This window comes from Acetobacterium fimetarium, from assembly GCF_014284475.1.
Lineage (GTDB): Bacteria > Bacillota > Clostridia > Eubacteriales > Eubacteriaceae > Acetobacterium > Acetobacterium fimetarium.
The window spans coordinates 149,969-170,062 of the sequence record NZ_WJBC01000004.1; the positions used below are offsets into that span (position 1 = coordinate 149,969).

Annotated in this window: 19 protein-coding genes; 8 read left to right on the forward strand and 11 right to left on the reverse strand. The window is 44.1% G+C overall.

Features of this window, described 5'->3' with window-relative positions; all coding sequences use genetic code 11:
- Positions 1-54: 54 nt before the first annotated feature.
- Both GH808_RS04445 and GH808_RS04450 read left to right on the forward strand, forming a co-directional pair.
- Complete coding sequence (locus tag GH808_RS04445) at positions 55-819, forward strand: creatininase family protein (RefSeq protein WP_243166102.1); 765 nt, start codon at positions 55-57, stop codon at positions 817-819.
- Between the two features lie 58 nt (positions 820-877).
- The gene (locus GH808_RS04450; protein WP_186841582.1) at positions 878-1,483 is read left to right on the forward strand and encodes a hypothetical protein; all 606 of its coding nucleotides are present in this window, start codon (positions 878-880) and stop codon (positions 1,481-1,483) included.
- A gap of 259 nt (positions 1,484-1,742) precedes the next feature.
- Here GH808_RS04450 and GH808_RS04455 read toward each other — a convergent pair whose 3' ends face one another.
- The 5 genes from GH808_RS04455 to GH808_RS04475 form a co-directional block, all read right to left on the reverse strand.
- Positions 1,743-2,231, reverse strand: coding sequence for a zinc ribbon domain-containing protein (locus GH808_RS04455; protein WP_186841583.1), 489 nt, complete (start codon positions 2,229-2,231; stop codon positions 1,743-1,745).
- A 237-nt stretch (positions 2,232-2,468) separates the two neighbouring features.
- The gene (locus GH808_RS04460) at positions 2,469-3,266 is read right to left on the reverse strand and encodes a TspO/MBR family protein (RefSeq protein ID WP_186841584.1); all 798 of its coding nucleotides are present in this window, start codon (positions 3,264-3,266) and stop codon (positions 2,469-2,471) included.
- Positions 3,267-3,508: 242 nt separating this feature from the next.
- Complete coding sequence (gene epsC / locus GH808_RS04465) at positions 3,509-4,426, reverse strand: serine O-acetyltransferase EpsC (protein ID WP_186841585.1); 918 nt, start codon at positions 4,424-4,426, stop codon at positions 3,509-3,511.
- A 115-nt stretch (positions 4,427-4,541) separates the two neighbouring features.
- Positions 4,542-5,327 carry an ABC transporter permease gene (locus GH808_RS04470; RefSeq protein WP_186841586.1) on the reverse strand — a complete coding sequence of 262 codons (786 nt, stop codon included), beginning with the start codon at positions 5,325-5,327 and terminating at the stop codon, positions 4,542-4,544.
- 9 nt (positions 5,328-5,336) lie between these two features.
- Positions 5,337-6,242 (reverse strand): ABC transporter ATP-binding protein, encoded by a 906-nt coding sequence (locus GH808_RS04475; protein WP_186841587.1) that lies wholly within the window; start codon positions 6,240-6,242, stop codon positions 5,337-5,339.
- 366 nt (positions 6,243-6,608) lie between these two features.
- On the opposite strand from GH808_RS04475, the gene GH808_RS04480 reads away from it, so the two are divergent.
- Positions 6,609-6,974: a winged helix-turn-helix transcriptional regulator gene (locus tag GH808_RS04480; RefSeq protein WP_186841588.1), complete on the forward strand. Its 366-nt coding sequence runs from the start codon at positions 6,609-6,611 to the stop codon at positions 6,972-6,974.
- A 98-nt stretch (positions 6,975-7,072) separates the two neighbouring features.
- A complete protein-coding gene (locus GH808_RS04485; RefSeq protein ID WP_186841589.1) occupies positions 7,073-7,624 on the forward strand; it encodes a cysteine hydrolase family protein in 552 nt (183 codons plus the stop codon).
- A 23-nt stretch (positions 7,625-7,647) separates the two neighbouring features.
- Here GH808_RS04485 and GH808_RS04490 read toward each other — a convergent pair whose 3' ends face one another.
- Positions 7,648-10,812, reverse strand: coding sequence for an EAL domain-containing protein (locus tag GH808_RS04490; protein WP_186841590.1), 3,165 nt, complete (start codon positions 10,810-10,812; stop codon positions 7,648-7,650).
- A gap of 305 nt (positions 10,813-11,117) precedes the next feature.
- On the opposite strand from GH808_RS04490, the gene GH808_RS04495 reads away from it, so the two are divergent.
- The 4 genes from GH808_RS04495 to GH808_RS15315 all read left to right on the forward strand — a co-directional run bounded on the left by GH808_RS04495 (position 11,118) and on the right by GH808_RS15315 (position 13,335).
- Complete coding sequence (locus GH808_RS04495; protein WP_186841591.1) at positions 11,118-11,654, forward strand: PadR family transcriptional regulator; 537 nt, start codon at positions 11,118-11,120, stop codon at positions 11,652-11,654.
- A gap of 74 nt (positions 11,655-11,728) precedes the next feature.
- Positions 11,729-11,962, forward strand: coding sequence for a hypothetical protein (locus GH808_RS15310; protein ID WP_243166103.1), 234 nt, complete (start codon positions 11,729-11,731; stop codon positions 11,960-11,962).
- Positions 11,896-13,110, forward strand: coding sequence for an MFS transporter (locus GH808_RS04500; RefSeq protein ID WP_243166111.1), 1,215 nt, complete (start codon positions 11,896-11,898; stop codon positions 13,108-13,110). The genes GH808_RS15310 and GH808_RS04500 overlap by 67 nt, the downstream gene beginning before the upstream one ends.
- Positions 13,111-13,335: a hypothetical protein gene (locus tag GH808_RS15315; protein ID WP_243166104.1), complete on the forward strand. Its 225-nt coding sequence runs from the start codon at positions 13,111-13,113 to the stop codon at positions 13,333-13,335.
- A 173-nt stretch (positions 13,336-13,508) separates the two neighbouring features.
- On the opposite strand, the gene GH808_RS04505 is transcribed toward GH808_RS15315, so the two are convergent.
- The 5 genes from GH808_RS04505 to GH808_RS04525 all read right to left on the reverse strand — a co-directional run bounded on the left by GH808_RS04505 (position 13,509) and on the right by GH808_RS04525 (position 20,063).
- The gene (locus GH808_RS04505; RefSeq protein WP_186841592.1) at positions 13,509-14,171 is read right to left on the reverse strand and encodes a vWA domain-containing protein; all 663 of its coding nucleotides are present in this window, start codon (positions 14,169-14,171) and stop codon (positions 13,509-13,511) included.
- A gap of 75 nt (positions 14,172-14,246) precedes the next feature.
- On the reverse strand, positions 14,247-15,275 hold the full coding sequence (locus GH808_RS04510; protein WP_186841593.1) for a macro domain-containing protein: 1,029 nt from the start codon (positions 15,273-15,275) through the stop codon (positions 14,247-14,249).
- Positions 15,276-15,451: 176 nt separating this feature from the next.
- Positions 15,452-17,821, reverse strand: coding sequence for an ABC transporter permease (locus GH808_RS04515; RefSeq protein ID WP_186841594.1), 2,370 nt, complete (start codon positions 17,819-17,821; stop codon positions 15,452-15,454).
- A 2-nt stretch (positions 17,822-17,823) separates the two neighbouring features.
- Positions 17,824-18,582, reverse strand: a complete 759-nt coding sequence (locus tag GH808_RS04520) for an ABC transporter ATP-binding protein (RefSeq protein WP_186841595.1) — start codon at positions 18,580-18,582, stop codon at positions 17,824-17,826.
- 170 nt (positions 18,583-18,752) lie between these two features.
- Positions 18,753-20,063, reverse strand: coding sequence for a HAMP domain-containing sensor histidine kinase (locus tag GH808_RS04525; RefSeq protein WP_186841596.1), 1,311 nt, complete (start codon positions 20,061-20,063; stop codon positions 18,753-18,755).
- Positions 20,064-20,094: the final 31 nt, after the last annotated feature.

Sequence of the window (20,094 nt, forward strand, 5' to 3'; positions counted from 1 at the left end):
TAAATATAAACCAGTAAGAAATATTTGACGAAACATTTTTTTGAAAGGAATTGTATGATGAAAAAGGTAATGCTTAATGAAATGACTGCTTTGGAAGTTCAGGAGATGTTAAAATACGCCAATCAGATAACCGCCATTGTGACCTTTGGATCCTGCGAGAGTCATGGCTGGCATTGTTGCCTGGGGCCGGATTTTTTCGTGCCATCGGAGGTTGCCAAACGAGTGGCGCAGAAGCTGGACAATGTGGTAGTGCTGCCCTGCGTACCTTTCGGGACATCCATTCATTATAATCGTTATCCGATGTCGATTACTCTGCAATATGAAACGGAAATTGCCATTGCCGAAGATATTTTCGAGAGCCTCATTAACAACGGTATCAAACACATTTATATATTAAATGGTCATGACGGCAATATTCCGGCGCTGGAAATTGCTGCCCACAAGGTCAAAAATCGACATCAGGAGGCAAAATTTCTATATCTGCCGGATTGGTGGACCAAGGTTGGACCAATTATGGGTGATCGTTTTGAGGTCTGGAATGGACTGGGACATGGTGGTGAAGGCGAAACCTCGATTATGATGGCCTTGCGCCCGGAACTGGTCAAGCTGGAAGATGCAGTTTCCCAGGTGCCGGAAAATATCATTAAGATTAATGAAAAGGCGGACATTATCTGGGACATCAAGGAACTCACCGCCACCGGTGCCACTGGAGATCCCACCAAAGCCAGCATTGAAAAAGGCGAGCAGATGTTGGAAATCTTTGTTAACCTAGTTGCCAGCACGATTGAAGAGATGAATGGGCGGGGCTGGGAGTACTGATTGGGCAGCGTTGGATAACGAAGTGCTTACTAATCACAAAAAGAAAGGAGCATCTCAAATGAAAAAGTTCTTGGTTCTCTTGTTTGTTTTCATCCTCTTTTTGCTTTGCGGATGTACCCCCGGAGCAAAAAACAATAGTGATACGGTCTCCCAAACTGACCAGATATCCAATAGCACTTCTCAGAACAACTTTGAAGTCAATTCATTTAAAACAAAAGATGGCAACGACTCCTATTATTTTGAAACAACCCATGACGAATTGATTGCCGCAATCAACGAAGCGGTTACAAAAGCCGGTTATCCGCCGTTTGTGTTAGTTGATACTTATATTTCCACGAATGACGATTTATCCGATTCCTATTATTACAAAATGGAAGGGAAAACCGGAAGACTTGATATTCAGGTCTTTCATGGAAATGGTTTTCTCTATCTTGTCTACATGGATATTTATGACAGTGAATCCGAAATGCCCCTGGATCAATTTCTAATGGAAACATTATCCGATATTTTTACTTCCGGCAAGGGAAAAGAAGTCTGTACACAACTAGATATCTATTCCATGAAACCCACAGACCCAACTGATTGGCGTTCCACTACAATCGGTAATACTGATTTTGACCTTTCAATCCCTTATGAGTTCGGGATAACTACTACCGAATACTAACAGACACAATATAGACCTTGTATTTTTAGAATTTCAAAACACCCGTGAATATTAACTCCTGGATGTTTTTCTTGATGTAGTCACATGATCATCTGTCTCTTTTACTGCTACGCAAAAAAGTGCCCGATCGAGATTTCCTTGATGCTTTCGGATAGTTTGTTAAACCCTCAGCAGCTCCGGATAATCAACACGATCGGACACTTCTTTTCCTTATCGGTCTGTTCTTAAAATAAATCATCGTTTAACCATTTCTTACTCATCATAGCCGCATGGACTTGGGTAGATTGTATGGTCTGTTCTTCAAGGCCAAAAATCCATCCGCTGTGATTTCATCTCCAATCATTTCTTCTGCAAAGGCCTCGTCATCCGGGGTCAGAATCAATCTATCAACTGCCGGCATCATGTCGCGTCCCTGATCCAAAAGTCCTCTCGACAGACTGTCAGCTTCAAAGCCTTTCTCTGTTTCACTGCTGAATGATTTATCACCGATAATCTCATCGGCAATCATTTCATCAGTTAACGTCGTGTCATCTGCTTGTAGCGCTTTTGTTTCTTTTGCCGGCGTCATTTCCCGTCCGCCATCAAGAAATTCTCTGAAAGAACTTCTGCCTGCCATCGTTTCCTTTTCAAGGAATTCATCAGCGATTCGTTCGTCAACAACATCCGTTGTCAACACCATGCCACAAAAACTACATACGGTATCGTCAAGACTCAAAATGAATGTACATCTCGGACAATACTTCGGCATTTTACTCACTTCCTTCCGTCTTGATTCTATCATAATTTCCCCGCATTAACAAATGAAAGCGAGCCATTTTCCAAAGAATCATCCGGTAATAAAGCAACGGTTAAGCTATGTAAACAGGGCGTTACAGAAATGACAATTCTGCATCTGCCTGCATTTGATTTGATAATGATGTAACCAAACAAAGCACCCACAAATAGTCATAACTTTCCCAGCGCATAAACGTTTGTTCAGAACCGATCAACTTTCTTTTTTGGTAACATCCGGCATCAGTCGATAACGGTTTTTAAAAAACTGGAAAGCTGCGATTCCGATTAAAAGAACGATGCCCACTAAAGTCGCGATGGACAGGTACCCAAACTGTCCCTGAAAGCCTTCCGGTGCCGTCAAATACTGATGTATCCCAAAATATCCCCAGGCAATCGGCAGCGGAAAGACCGCATTCCGGGTGCTTAACGCGATGACTGCCGTCAGCACCACTGCCACCGCCTCCACCATGATCCCCCAGTATTCCGGCGTGATGCCAAAGCCGCCCCACTCAATCTTGACCAGCCATGCCGCTGTGTTCACAACCGTTGCGATCAGCAGCCATCCGGCGTACATTCCAAAAGCTGCCGGCAGCAGCCAGCGATTTCCGGCCTGAATTTTTCCGATTTCTTTGACAATCAAACTCAATGTGACGGCAAAACCAAAAATCAAAACGACCGATAAACCGATCCAGGTATAGGAAAAGCTGATAATCCATAGCATATTGAGGGCGCAGGATAACCAGAAAAGATAAGCGATGCGGTCAATCGCACCGCCATAGTAATCATCCTTGTTTTTGATGATCATCACAACCATGGCGCTGATCAACAGCGCATAGATGACACTCCAGATGCTGAAAGTAAAAGGCGCCGGAGTAATTAACGTCATATACCGGTCTGAAACGGCTTTCTGCGACAGACCATTGAATAATCCGAATGCTCCCAATCCGTTGATGACCAGCGTACTTGCCAACAGAACCAAACTGATCCATGCCTTTGTTAATCGATTCATATCATTCACCTCATTCGTATATTTATTGTCTATATACCAACTTTTCTGTGAATTATTCAGCCCAAAAGAAGCCAGTTCTTTTGGGCTCTTATTGCCAAACTTATTCTAACCCCAAACACAAAAATATTAAGGCCCCTTAATAATTCCTTTTTCATTTGCCGCGATGGTTTTAGTTGGTGTATACTCATGGTGGATACCGCCAGAAGCACCCTTAAGTAAACGCGTATCCCTTGCCATAGGAATCAGATTTCCTTTGTCTCATGACCTGAAAAATGGAGCTCCGGTGTTTTGATACTCACCTTGGTTCCTTCCGGAACTGATTTTGTAATAAACACGTTACTGCCAATAACCGCGCCTTTTCCAACAATCGTATCACCGCCTAAAATTGAAGCCCCGGAATAAACGGTTACCTCATCTTCCAGGCAGGGATGCCGTCTCACCCCTCTTAGCTTCTGACCACCTCTGGTGGACAAAGCACCTAATGTTACCCCCTGATATATTTTTACATGCTCGCCAATGATGGCGGTTTCTCCAATCACCACGCCGGTTCCATGATCGATGAAAAAAGATTTTCCAATGGTGGCTCCGGGGTGGATATCGATTCCGGTAATATTATGGGCATATTCGCTCATGATCCTTGGAATCAGCGGAACGGAAAGATCATACAGTTCATGAGCCAACCGGTGAATGCTGATGGCAAAAACACCAGGATAACAGAAAATAATTTCATCCCTGCTCTTTGCTGCCGGATCCCCGTCAAACGCTGCAATAATATCGGTTGCCAGGAACTCTCTGATTCGGGGGATCTTGCTTATAAATTCATAACAGATTTTTTCCGCTTCGATGTGATACTGTTCTTCACCAACATTTTCCGATTTGCCGGCCTGATGTCGCAACGCCAAAGTGATCTGTTTCGTCAAGCTTTCGATGATACAAACCAATAACTCACCAATGTGATAGTCCTGAATTTCGGTGCGAAAATTAGTTATTCCAAAATAGCTGGGGAAAAGCAGTTGCCGTAATGATTTAGTTGTATCAATAATCACATTTCGATTTGGCAAAAAACCAAAATTATGGGGAGCAATATAGCACTCTTTTTTATAACTCTCTGAAATACTGTCAACCAATGTTCCTATTTTCGTTTTATATTCGTTATTCATGGCGTTTCCTTTCATATTTGTATCTGACGGCGCAGTTATCGGGGCGATTAGCGCTCGCCCCGCTGACATCGAAATTTTGCTCAACGTTTGGCGTGAAATCAACGGCGCAACTGATCTATACTGTTTTTATTCCAATCCCCTTCTTGAAAATATAAGATGCGCTCAGAAAAGAGCCCAGAATCAAAAACACTGCGATGACAAGCTGCGTCTGAATGTTTCCTTCACACACTCCGATAAAAGCAAAGCGGGCGATATTCACCAATGGATAAATGGGGTTGATGTATTTGATCGCCGCCAGCAGACCCGGTAATTTTGATATTTCAAAAAACACACCGCCTAAATAGGCCAGAGGGGTAATGACAATGGCCAGAACAAAATTCATTTTTTCAAAATTATCAAAAATCAATCCACAGATTAAACCAAGTGATGCAAAAACAAATGATGTTGCGGTCAGCGACAGAATAAAATAAATGGGATATTCAATTTCATACCCAACAAAAAAGATTGTTGCCGCATAGGTCAGCAAGCCGACTAATACACCTCTAAAGACACCGCCAAATACAAACGCCAGAATTTTTTCGGCGTTGGATATCGGGTAACTGTTCAAATCCTGAATGGTGTTCTGAAATTTCTGGGAAATGATTGAAAATGCCGGGTTCTGGAACGCGGCAAAAATGGCGCCCATTGAAGCCAAGCCCGGCACCAGAAAATGCAGATAATTGACCCCATCGATCCCAACCTGTCGGGTCTGGAGCATTCCCCCGAAAATCGCCAGATACAGCATGTTTGAAATCAGCGGCGCAAGAACGGTCTGTACCGGTACCTTCATAAAACGATGAATCTCCCGGTTCAAAAGCGTTGTAAAGCCGGTTCGGTTATAAAATATAATGCGTTTTTTCATTTTCATCTCCTAATGACTGATCAGTTTCAAATAGATTTCTTCAAGTTTTGGTTTTTCCACAAAAATATTGGTAAACTCCAAATTTCTCTCTGTCAACATCCGAAAAACTTTTGCCAAATCTTTTTTGGGAACTTTCAATTTCAAACTTGTTTTTTCTTCTATTTTGGGATCATAGCCTTTCAAAAATTCAAAATCAACCGCATTCAATTCGTGATCAAAATGCAATTCAATCCTAACTTCATCAGAAAATGAATCCATCAGCTGTTCCTTGGGTTCATCGGCAACGATCTTTCCATCATCAATAATCACAATCCGATTGCAGAGTTTTTCTGCTTCTTCCAGATAATGGGTCGTCAGGATGATGGTCGTTCCCGACTGATGCAGCTTGATCAGAAACTCATACAAGGTATGCCGCATTTCAATATCGACTCCGGCCGTAGGCTCATCCAGAATCAGAATTTTAGGCTGATGAACCAGTGCCTTGGCGATTAAAAATCGTCTGCGCATTCCGCCTGAAAGATCCCGTAACCGGGCATTTCTTTTTTCCGTTAAGTAAAGCGCCTCCAGCAGTTCATCAATATAGTCCTTATTGTGTTTTATGCCAAAATATCCGGATTGCTTTTTCAGCGCCTCGTCAACGGTAAATACAAAATCATATCCCGTATCCTGGGGGACAATCCCGATTATTTTTTTTGTTTCAAGCTCATTCCGGTCAATACTATATGGGCCAATTTTCACGGTTCCTGCTGTTTTTTTGACATTACCAGCCAGTATATTGATCAAGGTACTTTTGCCGGCACCATTTTGTCCCAGGAGCGCGGTAAATTCTCCCTCTTCAATTTTCAAACTGATATTTTTTAAGGCCTCTTTATTTCCTCTCTGATAGGTTTTTGATAAATTACTAATCTCCAGCATACACTTTTTCTCCATTTCTCTACTCAGCCACGGGGACGGCGATATTGTTGATTAATTTTCCCGGGCATTCTTTTCAATATCTTTGTCGTCTTTATTATCCTGCTCCTTTATAAATCGGATTGTTTGAAGCAATCTGAATTTGATATTTTTTATATTCTATCATATCACTAAAATTACTCAATTATTATATCATCTATTTTGCGGCATTTCTATAGACCTACTGCCAGAAACCAGCATAATGGAATACCCTTTTGCGGCATGGCGGTGACCATGCCAATACATAAAACAGCAACTGAAGACGCATTTTGGATTTACATGTTATAATGAGACTAAACCTTTATTTTCAGAATCACAGGGAGTTTAAAAATGAAAATTCGCGAAGATTACACCTGTCCCCTTGAAATTGTTCACGATATTATCAAAGGCAAATGGAAAACCATCATCATCTTTCAAATGAGAACCGGTTCTGTTTCACTTGCTCAACTGGAGAAAAGTATTGAAGGCATCAGTCAGAAGATGCTGTTGCAACAATTGAGTGAGCTTCGGCATTTTGGCCTTGTCGACAAAGAAAACGCGCCGGGTTATCCGCTTCATGTTGATTACTATCTGACCGAACGGGGCATCAGAATACTCAAGGCCGTTGAAATTATGCAGGAAATTGGAATTGAATATATGGTTGAACACCATCTGACCGGTATCTTAGATCAGAAGGGAATCTGCTATTCGAAATAATCGTTCCGATTTTTTTTCATCCATACCCACAAAAAAGTGGGTAATTTACCTCCTGTTCAATCTGCATTATACTGTAAAAAAACGAGGAGGTCAGATAAATGAAAAAAGCACTACTACTGATTGATATTCAAAATGATTATTTTAAAGGTGGGCGGTTTGAGCTTAATCATGCCGATGAAACTGCCCAAAACGCCAAGAGAGCTTTGGACTATTTTAGAAATAAAGGTCTTCCAGTCTTTCATGTTCAACATATCAACGCAAGACCGGATGCCCCCTTTTTTAGCGCCGACACTGAGGGCGTAAACATCAATTCACGGGTCTCTCCCTTTCCTGGGGAAACGGTCGTTATCAAAAATACCCCCGACAGTTTCTTGAATACGGATTTGCTGCCACTCCTGAAACAGCTGGGAACAGAACAGTTGGTGATCTGCGGAATGATGAGCCATATGTGTGTTGACACAACGGTTCGCTCGGCCAAAAGACTGGGGTTTGAAATTGAATTGCTGAGTGATGCCTGTACCACGCGGGATTTATTCTGGGAAAACACCCCGATCCCTGCTGAAGTTGTCCACTCTGTTTTTATGGCTGCATTGCAGAATACTTTTGCCGCCGTAAAGAGCACAACGGATTTCATAAACTCTGATTCATAAACATAGTGATCCCGATCTGATTGCTAATCGCCACCATACACTGCCTCCAATTCTCGGCCACCTTGATCGATGATCACACAGGGACTGTTCACACCCTGACTCTTAATCATGGTGTCATTCTGGTACTGCAATATTATTTCCAGTTCTTGCGCCGGCATCGGCCTGTGATAATAGAATCCCTGAACCGAATCACATTGTATATCTTTCAAAAAAGCAAGTTGTTCATGTGTTTCAACCCCTTCGGCAATTACATTGAGTCCCAGATTTTTTGCCAGGAGGATGATCGTATTAACAATGGCCTGATCCGTTTTACCTTTGGCTACCCCATCAATGAATTGCTTGTCTATTTTTATCTGATCGATGGGTAGTGTCTTCAAACGGCTCAACGATGAATACTCCGTTCCAAAATCATCGATTGAAATAAATACACCCTGCTTTCTCAATCGGTCTAAAATTTCGATAATATAGTCTGACTGGTTAATTGCAATATTCTCCGTCAATTCCAGTTCAAAATATCGTGGCTTTAAATCTGTTTCCTTCAGCAGTTTCTTGATAAGGGTTGTCAGTTTCGGATTTCTGAACTGTGTTGCGGAGATATTTACCGCCATCCGTACCGGAGGCAGCCCCATTTCCTGCCATGCTTTATTCTGACAGCATGCCGTTTTCAGCACCCATTCACCAATCGGATTAATCAAGCCCGTCTGTTCTGCAAGAGGAATAAACACATTGGGCGGTATCATATTCAACTCCGGATGCGTCCATCTTAATAACGCTTCAACGCCAACTATTTTACCGGTTTGAAGACAAATCTGGGGTTGATAGTGCAGTTCCAGTTCATCGCGCTCCAGCGCATGATACAAATGGTTGGTGAGTTTCGTCTTAAAATTGACTTCTTCTTTGATTACAGGCGAACACAGGACAAAGTGATTTTTTCCTTTTTCTTTTGACTTGTACATGGCAATATTGGCATTTTTTATCAGTTCATCAGCCTTTTCCCCATCAGCCGGATAGACAGCAATTCCCAGATTGGCTGAAATGTAAAACTCCTGTCCATTTACAATAAAAGCCTGTTTGAAAAGGTTGAGGATCCGGTTTCCAATCTTCAAAATCTCTTTCTCTTTAGCAATATTATTGAGCATGATCATAAATTCATCGCCCTCAAAGCGCGAAACGGTATCCGTCTTTTTGATGGACCTGATCAGTTTTTCGCTGACCTGGATCAGAAGTTTATCCCCACCTTCATGCCCCAGGCTATCATTAACGTTTTTGAAGCTATCGATATTCAGGAAAACCACTCCGATCATTTTCTCTTTTTGCCTGGCTGACAGTATTTCGTGATTCAATTTATCACTAAACAACAGCCGATTTGGAATCCCGGTCAACTGGTCATAATGAGCCTGATGAATAATCTCTTTTTCTTTTTCCAATTTTAACATGGCAACGGCCAGAGTATTGGCAATGATTTCAAAAAGATTTCCATATTTTTCGTTTAATTGCGTTTTAGCGGTTTTCAAATTAAATGCAATAACCCCCTGAACGTTTCCATCGCAGGCAATGGGAATCGCAATATCAATCTCATTGCCGATATCCGGTTCTCGATTGATAGCTGATTTTTCTTGCTCACTGTCATCCTTATTAAAACGATGAACAATCTTATTTTCAAGAATGGTCTCAATCCAAACTGGTGCTTCTTCAACCGGAAAATCCTGGTGTATTTCTTTATTTGGCTCAACACCTTCCCCGCACCACTCCTGGGTGCAGGTAATTTTCTTTTTGTCTTCATCAAAAAAGCAGATGTGCACACGAGTCAGATCAAACAATTCTCCACTTTTTGTGATCCATTTTTCAAGCATTTTATCATAATTCATCCGATTGATGTTCACAAAGTCACTTGAAAATTCTGATATGCTTTTTTCGATTTTTAACTGCTCCGCATTTTCCTTCAATCTTTGAACATACAATTTATTGACAAAAAAAGCAATCCAGATGGCGATTCCAAACAAACCGATCCGCACCAGATGGTCATCACTGTCAATTTTAACAATTGCCTGGGGCATGGAAATGAAAACGAGAATCTGCGTTAAAAAAGTGGACACCGTGATTCCCACAATAGCCATACGATTGTTAAAAACCAACGAAATGATAATCAAAACAAACGGGAATGCCCAGATGGTCAAGCTGGCCATGCTGATAAATTTGAAGGTGATCAGCGGGATTATCAGCATCATTAAAAACAGAATCAAATAGTCCCGCTGTCTATCTAATCCTTTAATGCGCTGGATCAGTTGAATCAGAACACCCATCGCCAGCAGCAGTCCGCTAAAACAAAGAACAGATGCCAGATTACCATTTTCTTCAAGAAAATACTGAGTTATCAGATTTAAACAACTGCCGGCGAGAAAGGCTACTGACAGGTAATTGTAGATTCGGGTTCGGGTCTGATTGTTTAAAATGACTTCGTTCTTATTGACGGATGACTTTTTTACCAGGGTGTATTTTTTAATCGTATAAAAAACACACCCTGCTATGATAAACATAATATTGGGCAGAAGTTGAAACAAACCGGCTGAAAGTTGAATGCAGGAATAAATCTTTGTTGAAATTACCAGAATTAGCGACACCATGAATCCATCCAAAATCGTTTTTCCCTGTTTTCTGTTCAATTCATCTTCTGTTTTTATGGTCCATCGCCACAGTACACCCATGGAGATCAGCATAAACCCGTAATAATAGCAATAAAACAAAATATCCCATAAATTGTCCTCAGCAAGGTTGATCCATCCGTATGGCGTTCTTAAAAAAGTATACTGCAAAATAACCAGATCCTGGGAAAGTGAAAAAACATAGCTCATAATGGCCACTGGTGTATACATCAGTAAATAAAGCCACCACTTCTTAAGCAAATCTTTTTTCCCCGTTAAAACTAAAGTATAATGCAAAAAAATCCCGGGACATGTTCCCCATCCCAGTGCCGCAACCCGCTGCCAAAACATACATGATTCAGCATCGGGTGCAGAAACGGACATTGCAAAATCAAAGGCCCATACACTCAAAAAAATACTGAATACAAAGAAAAGACGATTGCTTTTTTCTCTTGAATAGAATAACACAATATAACTGCCAAAAAAAAGATTGCTTCCTGATATAAGGAAAAAAATGATCGAAATCATGAATGGTAGTGTCTCCACAGGAACTCCTTTCACTGGATCGTGATTGTTTTATATTTGAAATGTATTTAAATTTATCAGTTTTTATTATTTATACCCACAAAACAAGAAAAACATAAAAATTTGATGTCATTGGACGTTTTAATACAAAACCTAACACAAGGGGGCGGTTCTTTTGTGCTGTTTCTCTCGTTCAGAATTAGACGCAAGGTACCAAAGACGGCTCTTTTCTGCTGAAACAATTTTATTATTATCTGGTATTGACTTCTGGGTTTATTCAGTTTATACTATACCGGTATACAATATACTAGTAAGGAAGTGAATAAATGTCAACGGTTGATTTGATGATATTGGGAGTTCTGATGCAAAAGTCGATGAACGCCTATGAGATGAAAAAAGAGATGGAATATCGGAATATCAATAAATGGGTCAAAATCAGTTCACCGTCGGTTTATAAAAATCTGGTGAAACTTTATAAGACAGGATTTATCGATGGCGAAACGGTTCGCGAGGGTGAAATGCCCGAAAAAACCATTTATACCATCAACGAGAAAGGCAGAAATTATTTTATGCAGTTAATGTCCCAGTACTCTGAAAATCCCGGGATAATTTATGTTGATTTCTGTGCCTTTATTGCCCATCTTCATCTCATGGATCATGAAACCGGCTTGAAAATGATCGAAATGCTGCAGACTGGTCTTGCCTTCAAGTATGACTCGATCAATGTCCAGCTTGAAAGCATGGACGGTGTCTCTTTTTATGCGACTTCCATCGTCGATCTCTATTCGCAGATGTTCACTCTTTTTAGCAACTGGCTGGAGGATTTTAAAAGTCAGTATAACGAGTATTATAAAAATAGCTAACCAGACGCTATTTTTTTTACCCATCTAGTATAATGTATACTACTATATCAAACATTATTAAGGATGAATTTTTAATGAATGAAAAACAAATGAGCAAATCAAGAACCGCCCTGATCCTGGCCGGCATCATGGCCAGTCTGCTGCTGTCCGCACTGGACTCGACGGTCGTCAGTACGGCCATGAAAAATATTGTCGATAATCTGGGGGGATGGATGTTTATTCATGGCCCTTTACCATCTACATGCTATGTTCGACGATTGCCGTACTCATTTGCGGGGGACTGGCCGATATTTACGGGCACAAATTGATGTTTATGATCGGTATCACGACTTTTCTCGCTGGCTCCATGCTCTGCGGTTTATCGCAGAGTATGATGCAGCTGATCGCCTTTAGAGGCGTACAGGGCATCGGCGGCGGGATCATTGTTTCAAGCGTATTTACAGTCGTTGCTGATATGTTTGAACCGGCCGATCGGGGCAAGTACACGGGTATTGTTACCTCGATGTATGGACTAGCCAGCATTATCGGACCTTTGGCCGGTGGTTTTATCACCGATGCGCTCGGCTGGCGCTGGATTTTTTTCATCAACCTGCCGTTGGGTATCCTGGCAATCGTTATCGTCGCGATTGCAATGCCGTCCTTCAAAAACAGTGGACTAAAAAAGGCGGTGGATTTCCCCGGGATCGCCGCACTTGTTTTTTCCCTGGTGCCCATGCTGCTGGCTTTTAGTATGGCCGGCAAGAATTTTGCCTGGATTTCGGTTCCCTGTATTGGCATGTTTCTTTTTTCGGCCGTCATGCTGGTGCTATTTGTTTTTCTGGAAAAAAAATCGGCCAACCCGATGATTCCGCTCACCTTTTTTAAAGATCGTGCGATCTGCGTCTCCTTTCTGATTGCCTTCTTTTCCCAGGCTTTGATGTTTTCAACGGTGATCTATCTGCCCTACTTTGTTCAGGGTGTGATTGGCTCGTCGGCGACAACCTCCGGCGCCGTCATCACCCCAATGATGTTCGGGCTATTGTTGTCAAGCAATATCACCGGTCGGCTGGTTTCAAGAATCGGCAAAGCCAGAATATTATCGGTATCTGCATTTCTGGTCATGGGGGTGGGAGCGTTGCTGCTTTCCACCATGGGCATCGGCACTTCCTACTCCAGTGCCATCCTTTTTATGGTGATTTTGGGGTTTGGTGTCGGGATGAGTATGCCCATTACCAATGTTAACGCGCAAAACGCTGCCCCGAGAGAACAGATTGGTTCCGTCACATCAACCGTGATGTTTTTTCGCAACATCGGCAGCACCATCAGTTCAGCTGTCTATGGGATAATCATGACCAATTCTCTGAACAATGGATTTTCGGGATTAAACATGCAGTATTTGCCGCCGGAAATCCAAGGCATGCTCAAAAACACCCAAATCATTACAAATGCACAGACGGTGGCAGCCATCCGAACTTAGGTGCCGGCGTTATATCTGAGTTATTTTGATGATTTATACCTGCAGGCGAAAACCGTCCTGGCCGGCTCCATTCATGATGTCTTTCTGTTTTGCGTCGTCATCGCCGCGGTCGGTTTTCTGTGCTCACTATTTCTGCGTGAAGCACCAATGACAAGAAATAAAAAAATAGTTACTGGCGACACAGTAAAAGTTGTTGATCTAGCCGATGATTTAGCCCATAGTTAACATGCTGTAAATAAAAAAGCCTTGGAACCGTTGATGTAAAATGGCTCCAGGACTTTTTCATTTTTTTGCTATTAGCGCGATGGAACAGGTGATATTTTCTTCACTAGCATTTACCGTTTCATTGATACGATGAATAGCCTGATTCATGCTTACTGTTTAAATCTCTCCGGCGTTTATTTTTTTCGCCGTTCAAAATCTTCGTCAATTTCCGCCTTCCAGTTGGCCGGAATTGGGTTGCAGGCCCGCATTTCACAAACCACCTCGCTGACTACCTTGTAGTTCAAACGGGTTCCTTCGCTGTCGGCATGATAGTTTGCGGCTCTGTCGGCGTCGATTCCAAACTGGGCGGCAGTCTCGATGGCGTCGATATTGGCGCCCAGAAAAATGAATTCCCAGTGATACCGGGTTTTCTCCAGTTCGATCATTTCTCTGATCTTTTCATAGGAATACTCCCGGCTGGCGTTTTCCAGACCATCGGTGGTGATCACAAAGATAACCTGATCCGCCTGGTGGTTCCTGCCAGTGTGTCGCTGGGCATTGACAATTTTATGAATGGTCTTTCCGATGGCGTCCAGCAGGGCTGTGCAGCCGCCCACATAATATTCTTTCGCAGTAATGGGTGCAATTCCCCGGATGTCGATGCGGTCGTGGAGCAATTCGTAGTTGTCGTCAAAAAGCACCGTGGTGATCGTAGCCGCTCCCGGGGCCGCCTGCTGTTTTTTGAGCATGGCGTTGTAACCCCCGATGGTGTCACTTTCCAGACCCGACATGGATCCGCTTTTGTCCAGAATAAAGACCAGTTCAGTTCTGCCTGATTTTGTTTCGTTTGTGTTCATGTTCTTATCCTCCGTTTCTTTGATAACTAAAGGATAACCGATTTTCCACCGCTTGTGGTCGCTTTCAGAACGACATCAGGCACCCAACAAGGCCTGATCGAAGGCAAACAGGGCTTCGTTGATTTCATAGATATTGTAATTTTCGGCGTTGATGAAATACTCGATAATCAGATCAAAGGCGTTGCTGTGGGACAGGGCATAGCCGGCCCGGCCCAGCAGATCATGGGTTTCGTCCAGATTCAGCTCCAGGGCAATCGCAAAAGCGATGGCCGTTGCCTTGCTGGGGCTGTAGTCTTTTTTGCTGCGGATCTTGGAAAACAGCTTCCGGTCAACATTGGCTTTTTTATAGGCTTCCACATCCGTCATGCCCTTTTGATCAATGAGCCGGATCAGCATTTCTGAAAACGAGTCATCCAAATGCCCCAGCACATCCGCCAGGCTTCTTGACACCATTGGCTGCGGTGATGGTGTCATTGGCTGCCGCTGAGGAGCCGGATAAATCATTCTGGCTTCTTTTAAATTCCGGACTTCGTACTCCGCCGCTTCCAGATGGCGTTCAGAAACCAGATGTTCTTCCACGTAATGGTCATCGATATATTTTTCTATATCTGAAAACAGTTTTTCACTGAATGCAAAGGCCTTCTTGTCAAAAACAACCAGATAAACCATCATCTCATGGCTCAGGAGAAATTCACTGATGGCTTCCACTGCAATCTTCAGCGCCTGATCCTTGGGATAGCCATAGATTCCCGATGAAATCAGGGGAAAGGCAATGCTTTTACCGGCGTGTTTCAGGGCGAGATTCAGGGAACTGGTATAGGCATTGTGCAGCAGCTTGGCTTCGTTGGCACCGCCGCCCTGCCAGATGGGACCCACGGTGTGGATGATTTGCTTTGCCGGAAGCCGGTAGCCGCCGGTGATGACCGCCGCCCCGACATCGCAGCCGCCAATGCGGTCGCACTCGGCCTGAAGCTTGTCTGCTCCGGCCGCTGTAAAGATGGCCCCGCAGACACCGCCGCCCATTTTCAGCCCGGTATTGGCGGCATTGACGATGATGTCCACCGGCATTTTGGTAATATCGTTGCGGATGATTTCAAATGGCATAAGTCAACAATCCTTCCTGTTCTAATCCAGTTTATCATAGAACTTGCCGTTTTCCCTCATCATACCAGTTGCGTCATCTTTTTTCAATCGTTCTATTTAGAAAACGACCTTCCCCACCTACGCTCTTGCCATTGATCCGTTTTCATGGTTTAGTCGTCTGAGCCATGCTGCAGGTCTTAATCCACACCCTCTTCAAACATTCTGCAGGGACTGATTTTCCGGATACTGTTTGCCACAATCAATACGGTCGCCAGTCCCAGCAGGCTGATGCCGATGATTGTGAACAACACCAGGCGGGGATCCACATAAAATTCACAGTTTAATATCCCGTTGGCGGCCAGCATCAGTGCCAGCAAGGGATTGGTTGCAAAATAACCGGCGACAGCCCCCAGTGCTGAAGCCCCGATAATGACGGGCATTTGACTGATCAGGATCTGTCCAATCAGCTGGTTGGCGGTGAACCCCAGAGCTTTGGAAACCCCCAGCCGGATCCGCTCTCGCAAAATCCGCACCCGGATCACCAGAAACATAACGAAGACAATAATCACGGCAATAATCCCCAAACATCCCGTCACCACAATTTTAATAGACGCTTCAAACGAATCCAGCATCATTTCAATGGACTCAAAATAACTGGCCGTCTGAATATTCTGATTCGCATACTGATTGTTGATTCGGGTCACAAAGCTTTTTGTATTTTCACCGTCTGCCAGATAAACCATCAGATTTTTCTCCTGATAGGCAGGCATCAGTTTTTTCATGCCGGCTGTTGTAATGGCGGCTCCTCTTCCGAGCATATTGAACTGCTGGGTTACACCCACCACCAGAAATTCCCGGGTTATTCCGTTATAGTCAATCGACACCGTATCCCCCATCTGAGCGCCCAGCTTGTTCAATACGATGCTGGTGATGGCAATTTCATTATCATTCACCGGCATTCTGCCTTTCACACAGGTATCCACCTTCAACCGGCTGTAATCTTCGGTGATTCGGGTACTGGCGCCGCATTCTTTTTTATCGTATTTGATCACGCCGTCAAAAGAATCCAGCTTGACAGTATCTGCCACTCCCGGCATTGCGGCAATTTCATCGAATATCGTTTCTTCATTTTCCATCGCTGTCACCTGAACCTCGGCGGTTTCCAGACCGATCAGTTTAATCATGGCACTCTTGTCGACTGCAAAATTGTAATAGGCGGCAAAAGAAAACACGGTAACCAGACTCAGCATCATGATGATCAGTCCTGCAATCAGATTCTGCCGTTTATTGAAAATCAGTGATTTATAACCCATTGCCATATTCAGGCTGAGTTTCGTCCGCTCCAGAGGCACTCTGTTTTTTCCGAAATGATGGGTTTCAATGCCGTTTCGCAGGGCTGTCAGGGGCGTGATTTTTTTGATTTTAAAGGCGCTGAAATACGAAATTCCCAGTACCGCAATCATAATCACCGCCAAACTGATCAGTATGGTCCGGGGATAAATTCCGGTTGTCCAGCGCAGACCAATCGATGACGACACCACGTTGGTGATTACCGGTGAGATCAGCATCGACGCACCCAGTCCTACTGCAAAACCGACTGCCGTAATCAGCAGATATTCCACCAGAATTGAACCAAGAATCTGACCGGAAGTGTATCCCATCGCTTCCAGAGCACCAATATTTTTGATGTTGTTTTCGATATGCGTAGTAGTTGAAAATTTAATGACGATGGCGGCAATGGCCAGAATGATGATGGAGAAAGCCACCAGAACCGCCATAATGATATTAATGAACACGGCAACCCCGATCTTCATGGTTCCATAACTGAGGGTGGCATAACTGCCGGTTCGCTCCGGCCAGACAGTCTTCAGGTCTTTTGTAAATTGGGATTCAAAAGCTTCCGTATTATCAATGTCATCGGTGATGACCGCGCTGTAGCTGCATTTTGATCCATATACCGGCTGATTCATTAAATCATTAAACTGCTTGTCCCCCACATAGAGCTTATACATACTCACATTGGAGGGACTGGCAAACATCAGGTCTTCATAGAAGCCTGCGATCTCCAGTTCGGTGGTGTTATCATCGACCATAAATTTCAGCGTATCTCCGGTTTTATAGCCGTTGGCGATCTTTAAAACATAGGGAACAATCACCCCATTTTCAGGTATCTGCGCGGCCTCATCAATGATGGTCACCCGGGAAATATCGCGCGGGGTCTCGCGATTCAGAAAGAGCGTGGAAAGGCTGTACGCTTCTTCCCCGGTATCCACGTTCTGATATTTGGAAGACATCGACATCAGTCCCTCTTCCCTTTCACTGCTGGCATAGCTGTCAATGGATTCATAGATCTGATCAATCGCCGCATCATGACTGCCATCGGTGATGGAAATAAAATGAGCGCCGTTTGTCTCGGCATTTTTCCCATCGATAAAGGTGTCCAGATTGGACAGTACACTGATTCCCACGTAGAGAAAGATGGTGGCGATGGCAATGAGGATAATCAGTGTGGCCGTGGCGACCTTGGCCTTCCTGATATTGTTTGTTGCGATCATCAAGATTTTCATGACTACCATCCCATTCTTTCCAGGAATTCCCGGAGAATTTTATGCCGTTGGGGATCGTCCTTGACATAGCTTCCCAGTTTGAGCTCATCGATGATGACCCCATCCTTCAGATACAGGATACGGTTGGCCCGTCTGGCGGTTTTGATGTCATGCGTCACCATGATGATGCTCTGACCCGAGGCATTGACCTCGGTCATCACATCCAGCACATTGATGGCATTGGTTGAATTGAGAGCCCCGGTGGGTTCATCCGCAAAGACGATTTCCGGCGCATTGATCAGCGCTCTGACGATGGCCACCCGTTGGGCTTCCCCGCCCGAAAGCTGGGACGGATATTTCTGATAACAGACCTCGGTCATGCCCACCTGATGCAGCAGTTCTTTGGCCCGTGCCGCAATGGCCTTTTTATCCCGGCTCACCAGCAGACCGGAAATGATGATATTGTCTAGCACGCTCATGGTTTCATTGAGATAAATCTGCTGAAAGACAAACCCGCAATGCTTGCGGCGAAATACCGCCAGCCGGTCGTTGGAATATTTTGATATCTCTTCACCTTTGAAATCGATCTTTCCCAGCGTGGGCTTGTCCATCCCGGACAGGGCATAAAGCAGCGTGGATTTTCCCGAACCTGAGCTCCCCATGATGACGGTGAAGTCCCCTGCTTTGATATCGATATTGAGATTTTTTAAAACGTGCTGCATGATGCTGCCGTTTGAATAAGTTTTACTGAGCATTTCTGCCTTCAGAATGGTGTTTTCCATTGTAATCCTCCCGATTAACTGAGTTGATCATTATCACGATGATAAAAGACCATGGCCAGCGTTTGCTTTCCATGGTCCTATTATAGCGCATACTTTCTTAACGGATCTTTTTCCAAATCTTATTAAATTCTTATCTGTTTCTTAATTGTAAAGCTCACGGCAGTTCGGCTTTAGACCACTTTGAGGCGCAGTTCCACGACGAACCCAGCCTCATTGTAACAACGGATGCTCCCGCCCATGCCTTCCATAAACAGTCTGGCCAGGTAAAGCCCCAGCCCGGAGCCCGGCGTATTCTGAACCGCTTCGCCAGAACCCCGAAAAAACTTTTCGCACACCAGCGGCCATTCATCGGGATTCACGCCATCACCATCATCTCTGATCTTTACTTCCAGGTATTTTTCTGTTTTATCCAGATCAAACCAGACGTCAATATCGGTTCCCGCATACTTGTAGGAATTGCTGATGATATTGTCAATCACCTGACCCAGCCGCAGCGGATCACAGCTGATCAGGCACTCAGCCAGGTCATTTTTGAAGCGGATTTTACCGAAATGATCCATCTCCCTAAACATCTTAAGCATCACAGTGCTGGGCTGTTCGCTCACATTGACCTTGAGCATTTCCAGTTCTTCCAGCGTGGCGTGAAACAGATTGCTGATCAGGGCATCAATAACACCGGCTTTGGCATGGATCACCGCGATTTTTTCGATACTTTCGGCAATCGTCGTTTCTGCGGCTGATCCCGTCTGAGTATCAAATTTCACGCCGCCAAGTTTCGCCGTCAGCAATTCGCAGATGGCTTTGATGGTGGCCACCGGGGTTTTGATATCATGGGACAGTTCCGCCACCAGTTCTTTCTTGCTGATATTGGCCTCATACTCCCCCTGCCGGGCTTTTCTCAGCTCCTCCCGCATGAGATCAAAGCTCTCGGTGAAGGCGCCAAAATAATTGCCCCGATCCATCGGCAGCCTGAACTCCAGATCACCGTCGGCAATTTTTTGGGCAAACTGTTTCATGACCCCGAATGGCCTGAGAATGGAGAAATGCACCATCCCCAAAACCACATCAACCAGGATCAGCACCATCAGAAAAACAACCGTAATCATGGCCAGCAAATTATTTTTCATCTTTTCTTCTTCACTGCCGTCCGTCAGAAAGATGACCTTGCCCAGCACTTCCGCCTGCCCATCCGCCGAAACAGAAGTCAAATCCATGATGGTATGACGATTCCTGATGCCTTCAAACAGCAGCGACTGGTAGTTATCATCCGTGACCAGCGCGATCTGGTAAGCCATGCCGCCACTTGCACCTGTTTTTTCGGTATCGCCGTTCGCCCAGTCTTTTTCGATGGTTTTGACAACACTGTTAATCTGCGTGACATCGACAGCATTGATCTGGGTGGCATTAATATAGCAAAACAACACCCCATAGCTGGCAGCTAGCAGCAATGTAAAGGCGATGATGATTCTTTTTATTTTCATGAATTATCCTCAATTGCAGAATCCTGTTTTC

What these genes read in the sequence shown, in the direction of transcription:
- GH808_RS04520 (WP_186841595.1), bottom strand. Translation starts at nt 18,582, where the DNA reads ATGGAAAACACCATTCTGAAGGCAGAAATGCTCAGTAAAACTTATTCA.
- GH808_RS04500 (WP_243166111.1), top strand. Translation starts at nt 11,896, where the DNA reads ATGCTATGTTCGACGATTGCCGTACTCATTTGCGGGGGACTGGCCGAT.
- GH808_RS04495 (WP_186841591.1), top strand. Translation starts at nt 11,118, where the DNA reads ATGTCAACGGTTGATTTGATGATATTGGGAGTTCTGATGCAAAAGTCG.
- GH808_RS04470 (WP_186841586.1), bottom strand. Translation starts at nt 5,327, where the DNA reads ATGAAAAAACGCATTATATTTTATAACCGAACCGGCTTTACAACGCTT.
- GH808_RS04450 (WP_186841582.1), top strand. Translation starts at nt 878, where the DNA reads ATGAAAAAGTTCTTGGTTCTCTTGTTTGTTTTCATCCTCTTTTTGCTT.
- GH808_RS04485 (WP_186841589.1), top strand. Translation starts at nt 7,073, where the DNA reads ATGAAAAAAGCACTACTACTGATTGATATTCAAAATGATTATTTTAAA.
- GH808_RS04515 (WP_186841594.1), bottom strand. Translation starts at nt 17,821, where the DNA reads ATGAAAATCTTGATGATCGCAACAAACAATATCAGGAAGGCCAAGGTC.
- GH808_RS04525 (WP_186841596.1), bottom strand. Translation starts at nt 20,063, where the DNA reads ATGAAAATAAAAAGAATCATCATCGCCTTTACATTGCTGCTAGCTGCC.
- epsC (WP_186841585.1), bottom strand. Translation starts at nt 4,426, where the DNA reads ATGAATAACGAATATAAAACGAAAATAGGAACATTGGTTGACAGTATT.
- GH808_RS04505 (WP_186841592.1), bottom strand. Translation starts at nt 14,171, where the DNA reads ATGAACACAAACGAAACAAAATCAGGCAGAACTGAACTGGTCTTTATT.
- GH808_RS15310 (WP_243166103.1), top strand. Translation starts at nt 11,729, where the DNA reads ATGAATGAAAAACAAATGAGCAAATCAAGAACCGCCCTGATCCTGGCC.
- GH808_RS04480 (WP_186841588.1), top strand. Translation starts at nt 6,609, where the DNA reads ATGAAAATTCGCGAAGATTACACCTGTCCCCTTGAAATTGTTCACGAT.
- GH808_RS04455 (WP_186841583.1), bottom strand. Translation starts at nt 2,231, where the DNA reads ATGCCGAAGTATTGTCCGAGATGTACATTCATTTTGAGTCTTGACGAT.
- GH808_RS04475 (WP_186841587.1), bottom strand. Translation starts at nt 6,242, where the DNA reads ATGCTGGAGATTAGTAATTTATCAAAAACCTATCAGAGAGGAAATAAA.
- GH808_RS04445 (WP_243166102.1), top strand. Translation starts at nt 55, where the DNA reads ATGATGAAAAAGGTAATGCTTAATGAAATGACTGCTTTGGAAGTTCAG.
- GH808_RS04460 (WP_186841584.1), bottom strand. Translation starts at nt 3,266, where the DNA reads ATGAATCGATTAACAAAGGCATGGATCAGTTTGGTTCTGTTGGCAAGT.
- GH808_RS04510 (WP_186841593.1), bottom strand. Translation starts at nt 15,275, where the DNA reads ATGCCATTTGAAATCATCCGCAACGATATTACCAAAATGCCGGTGGAC.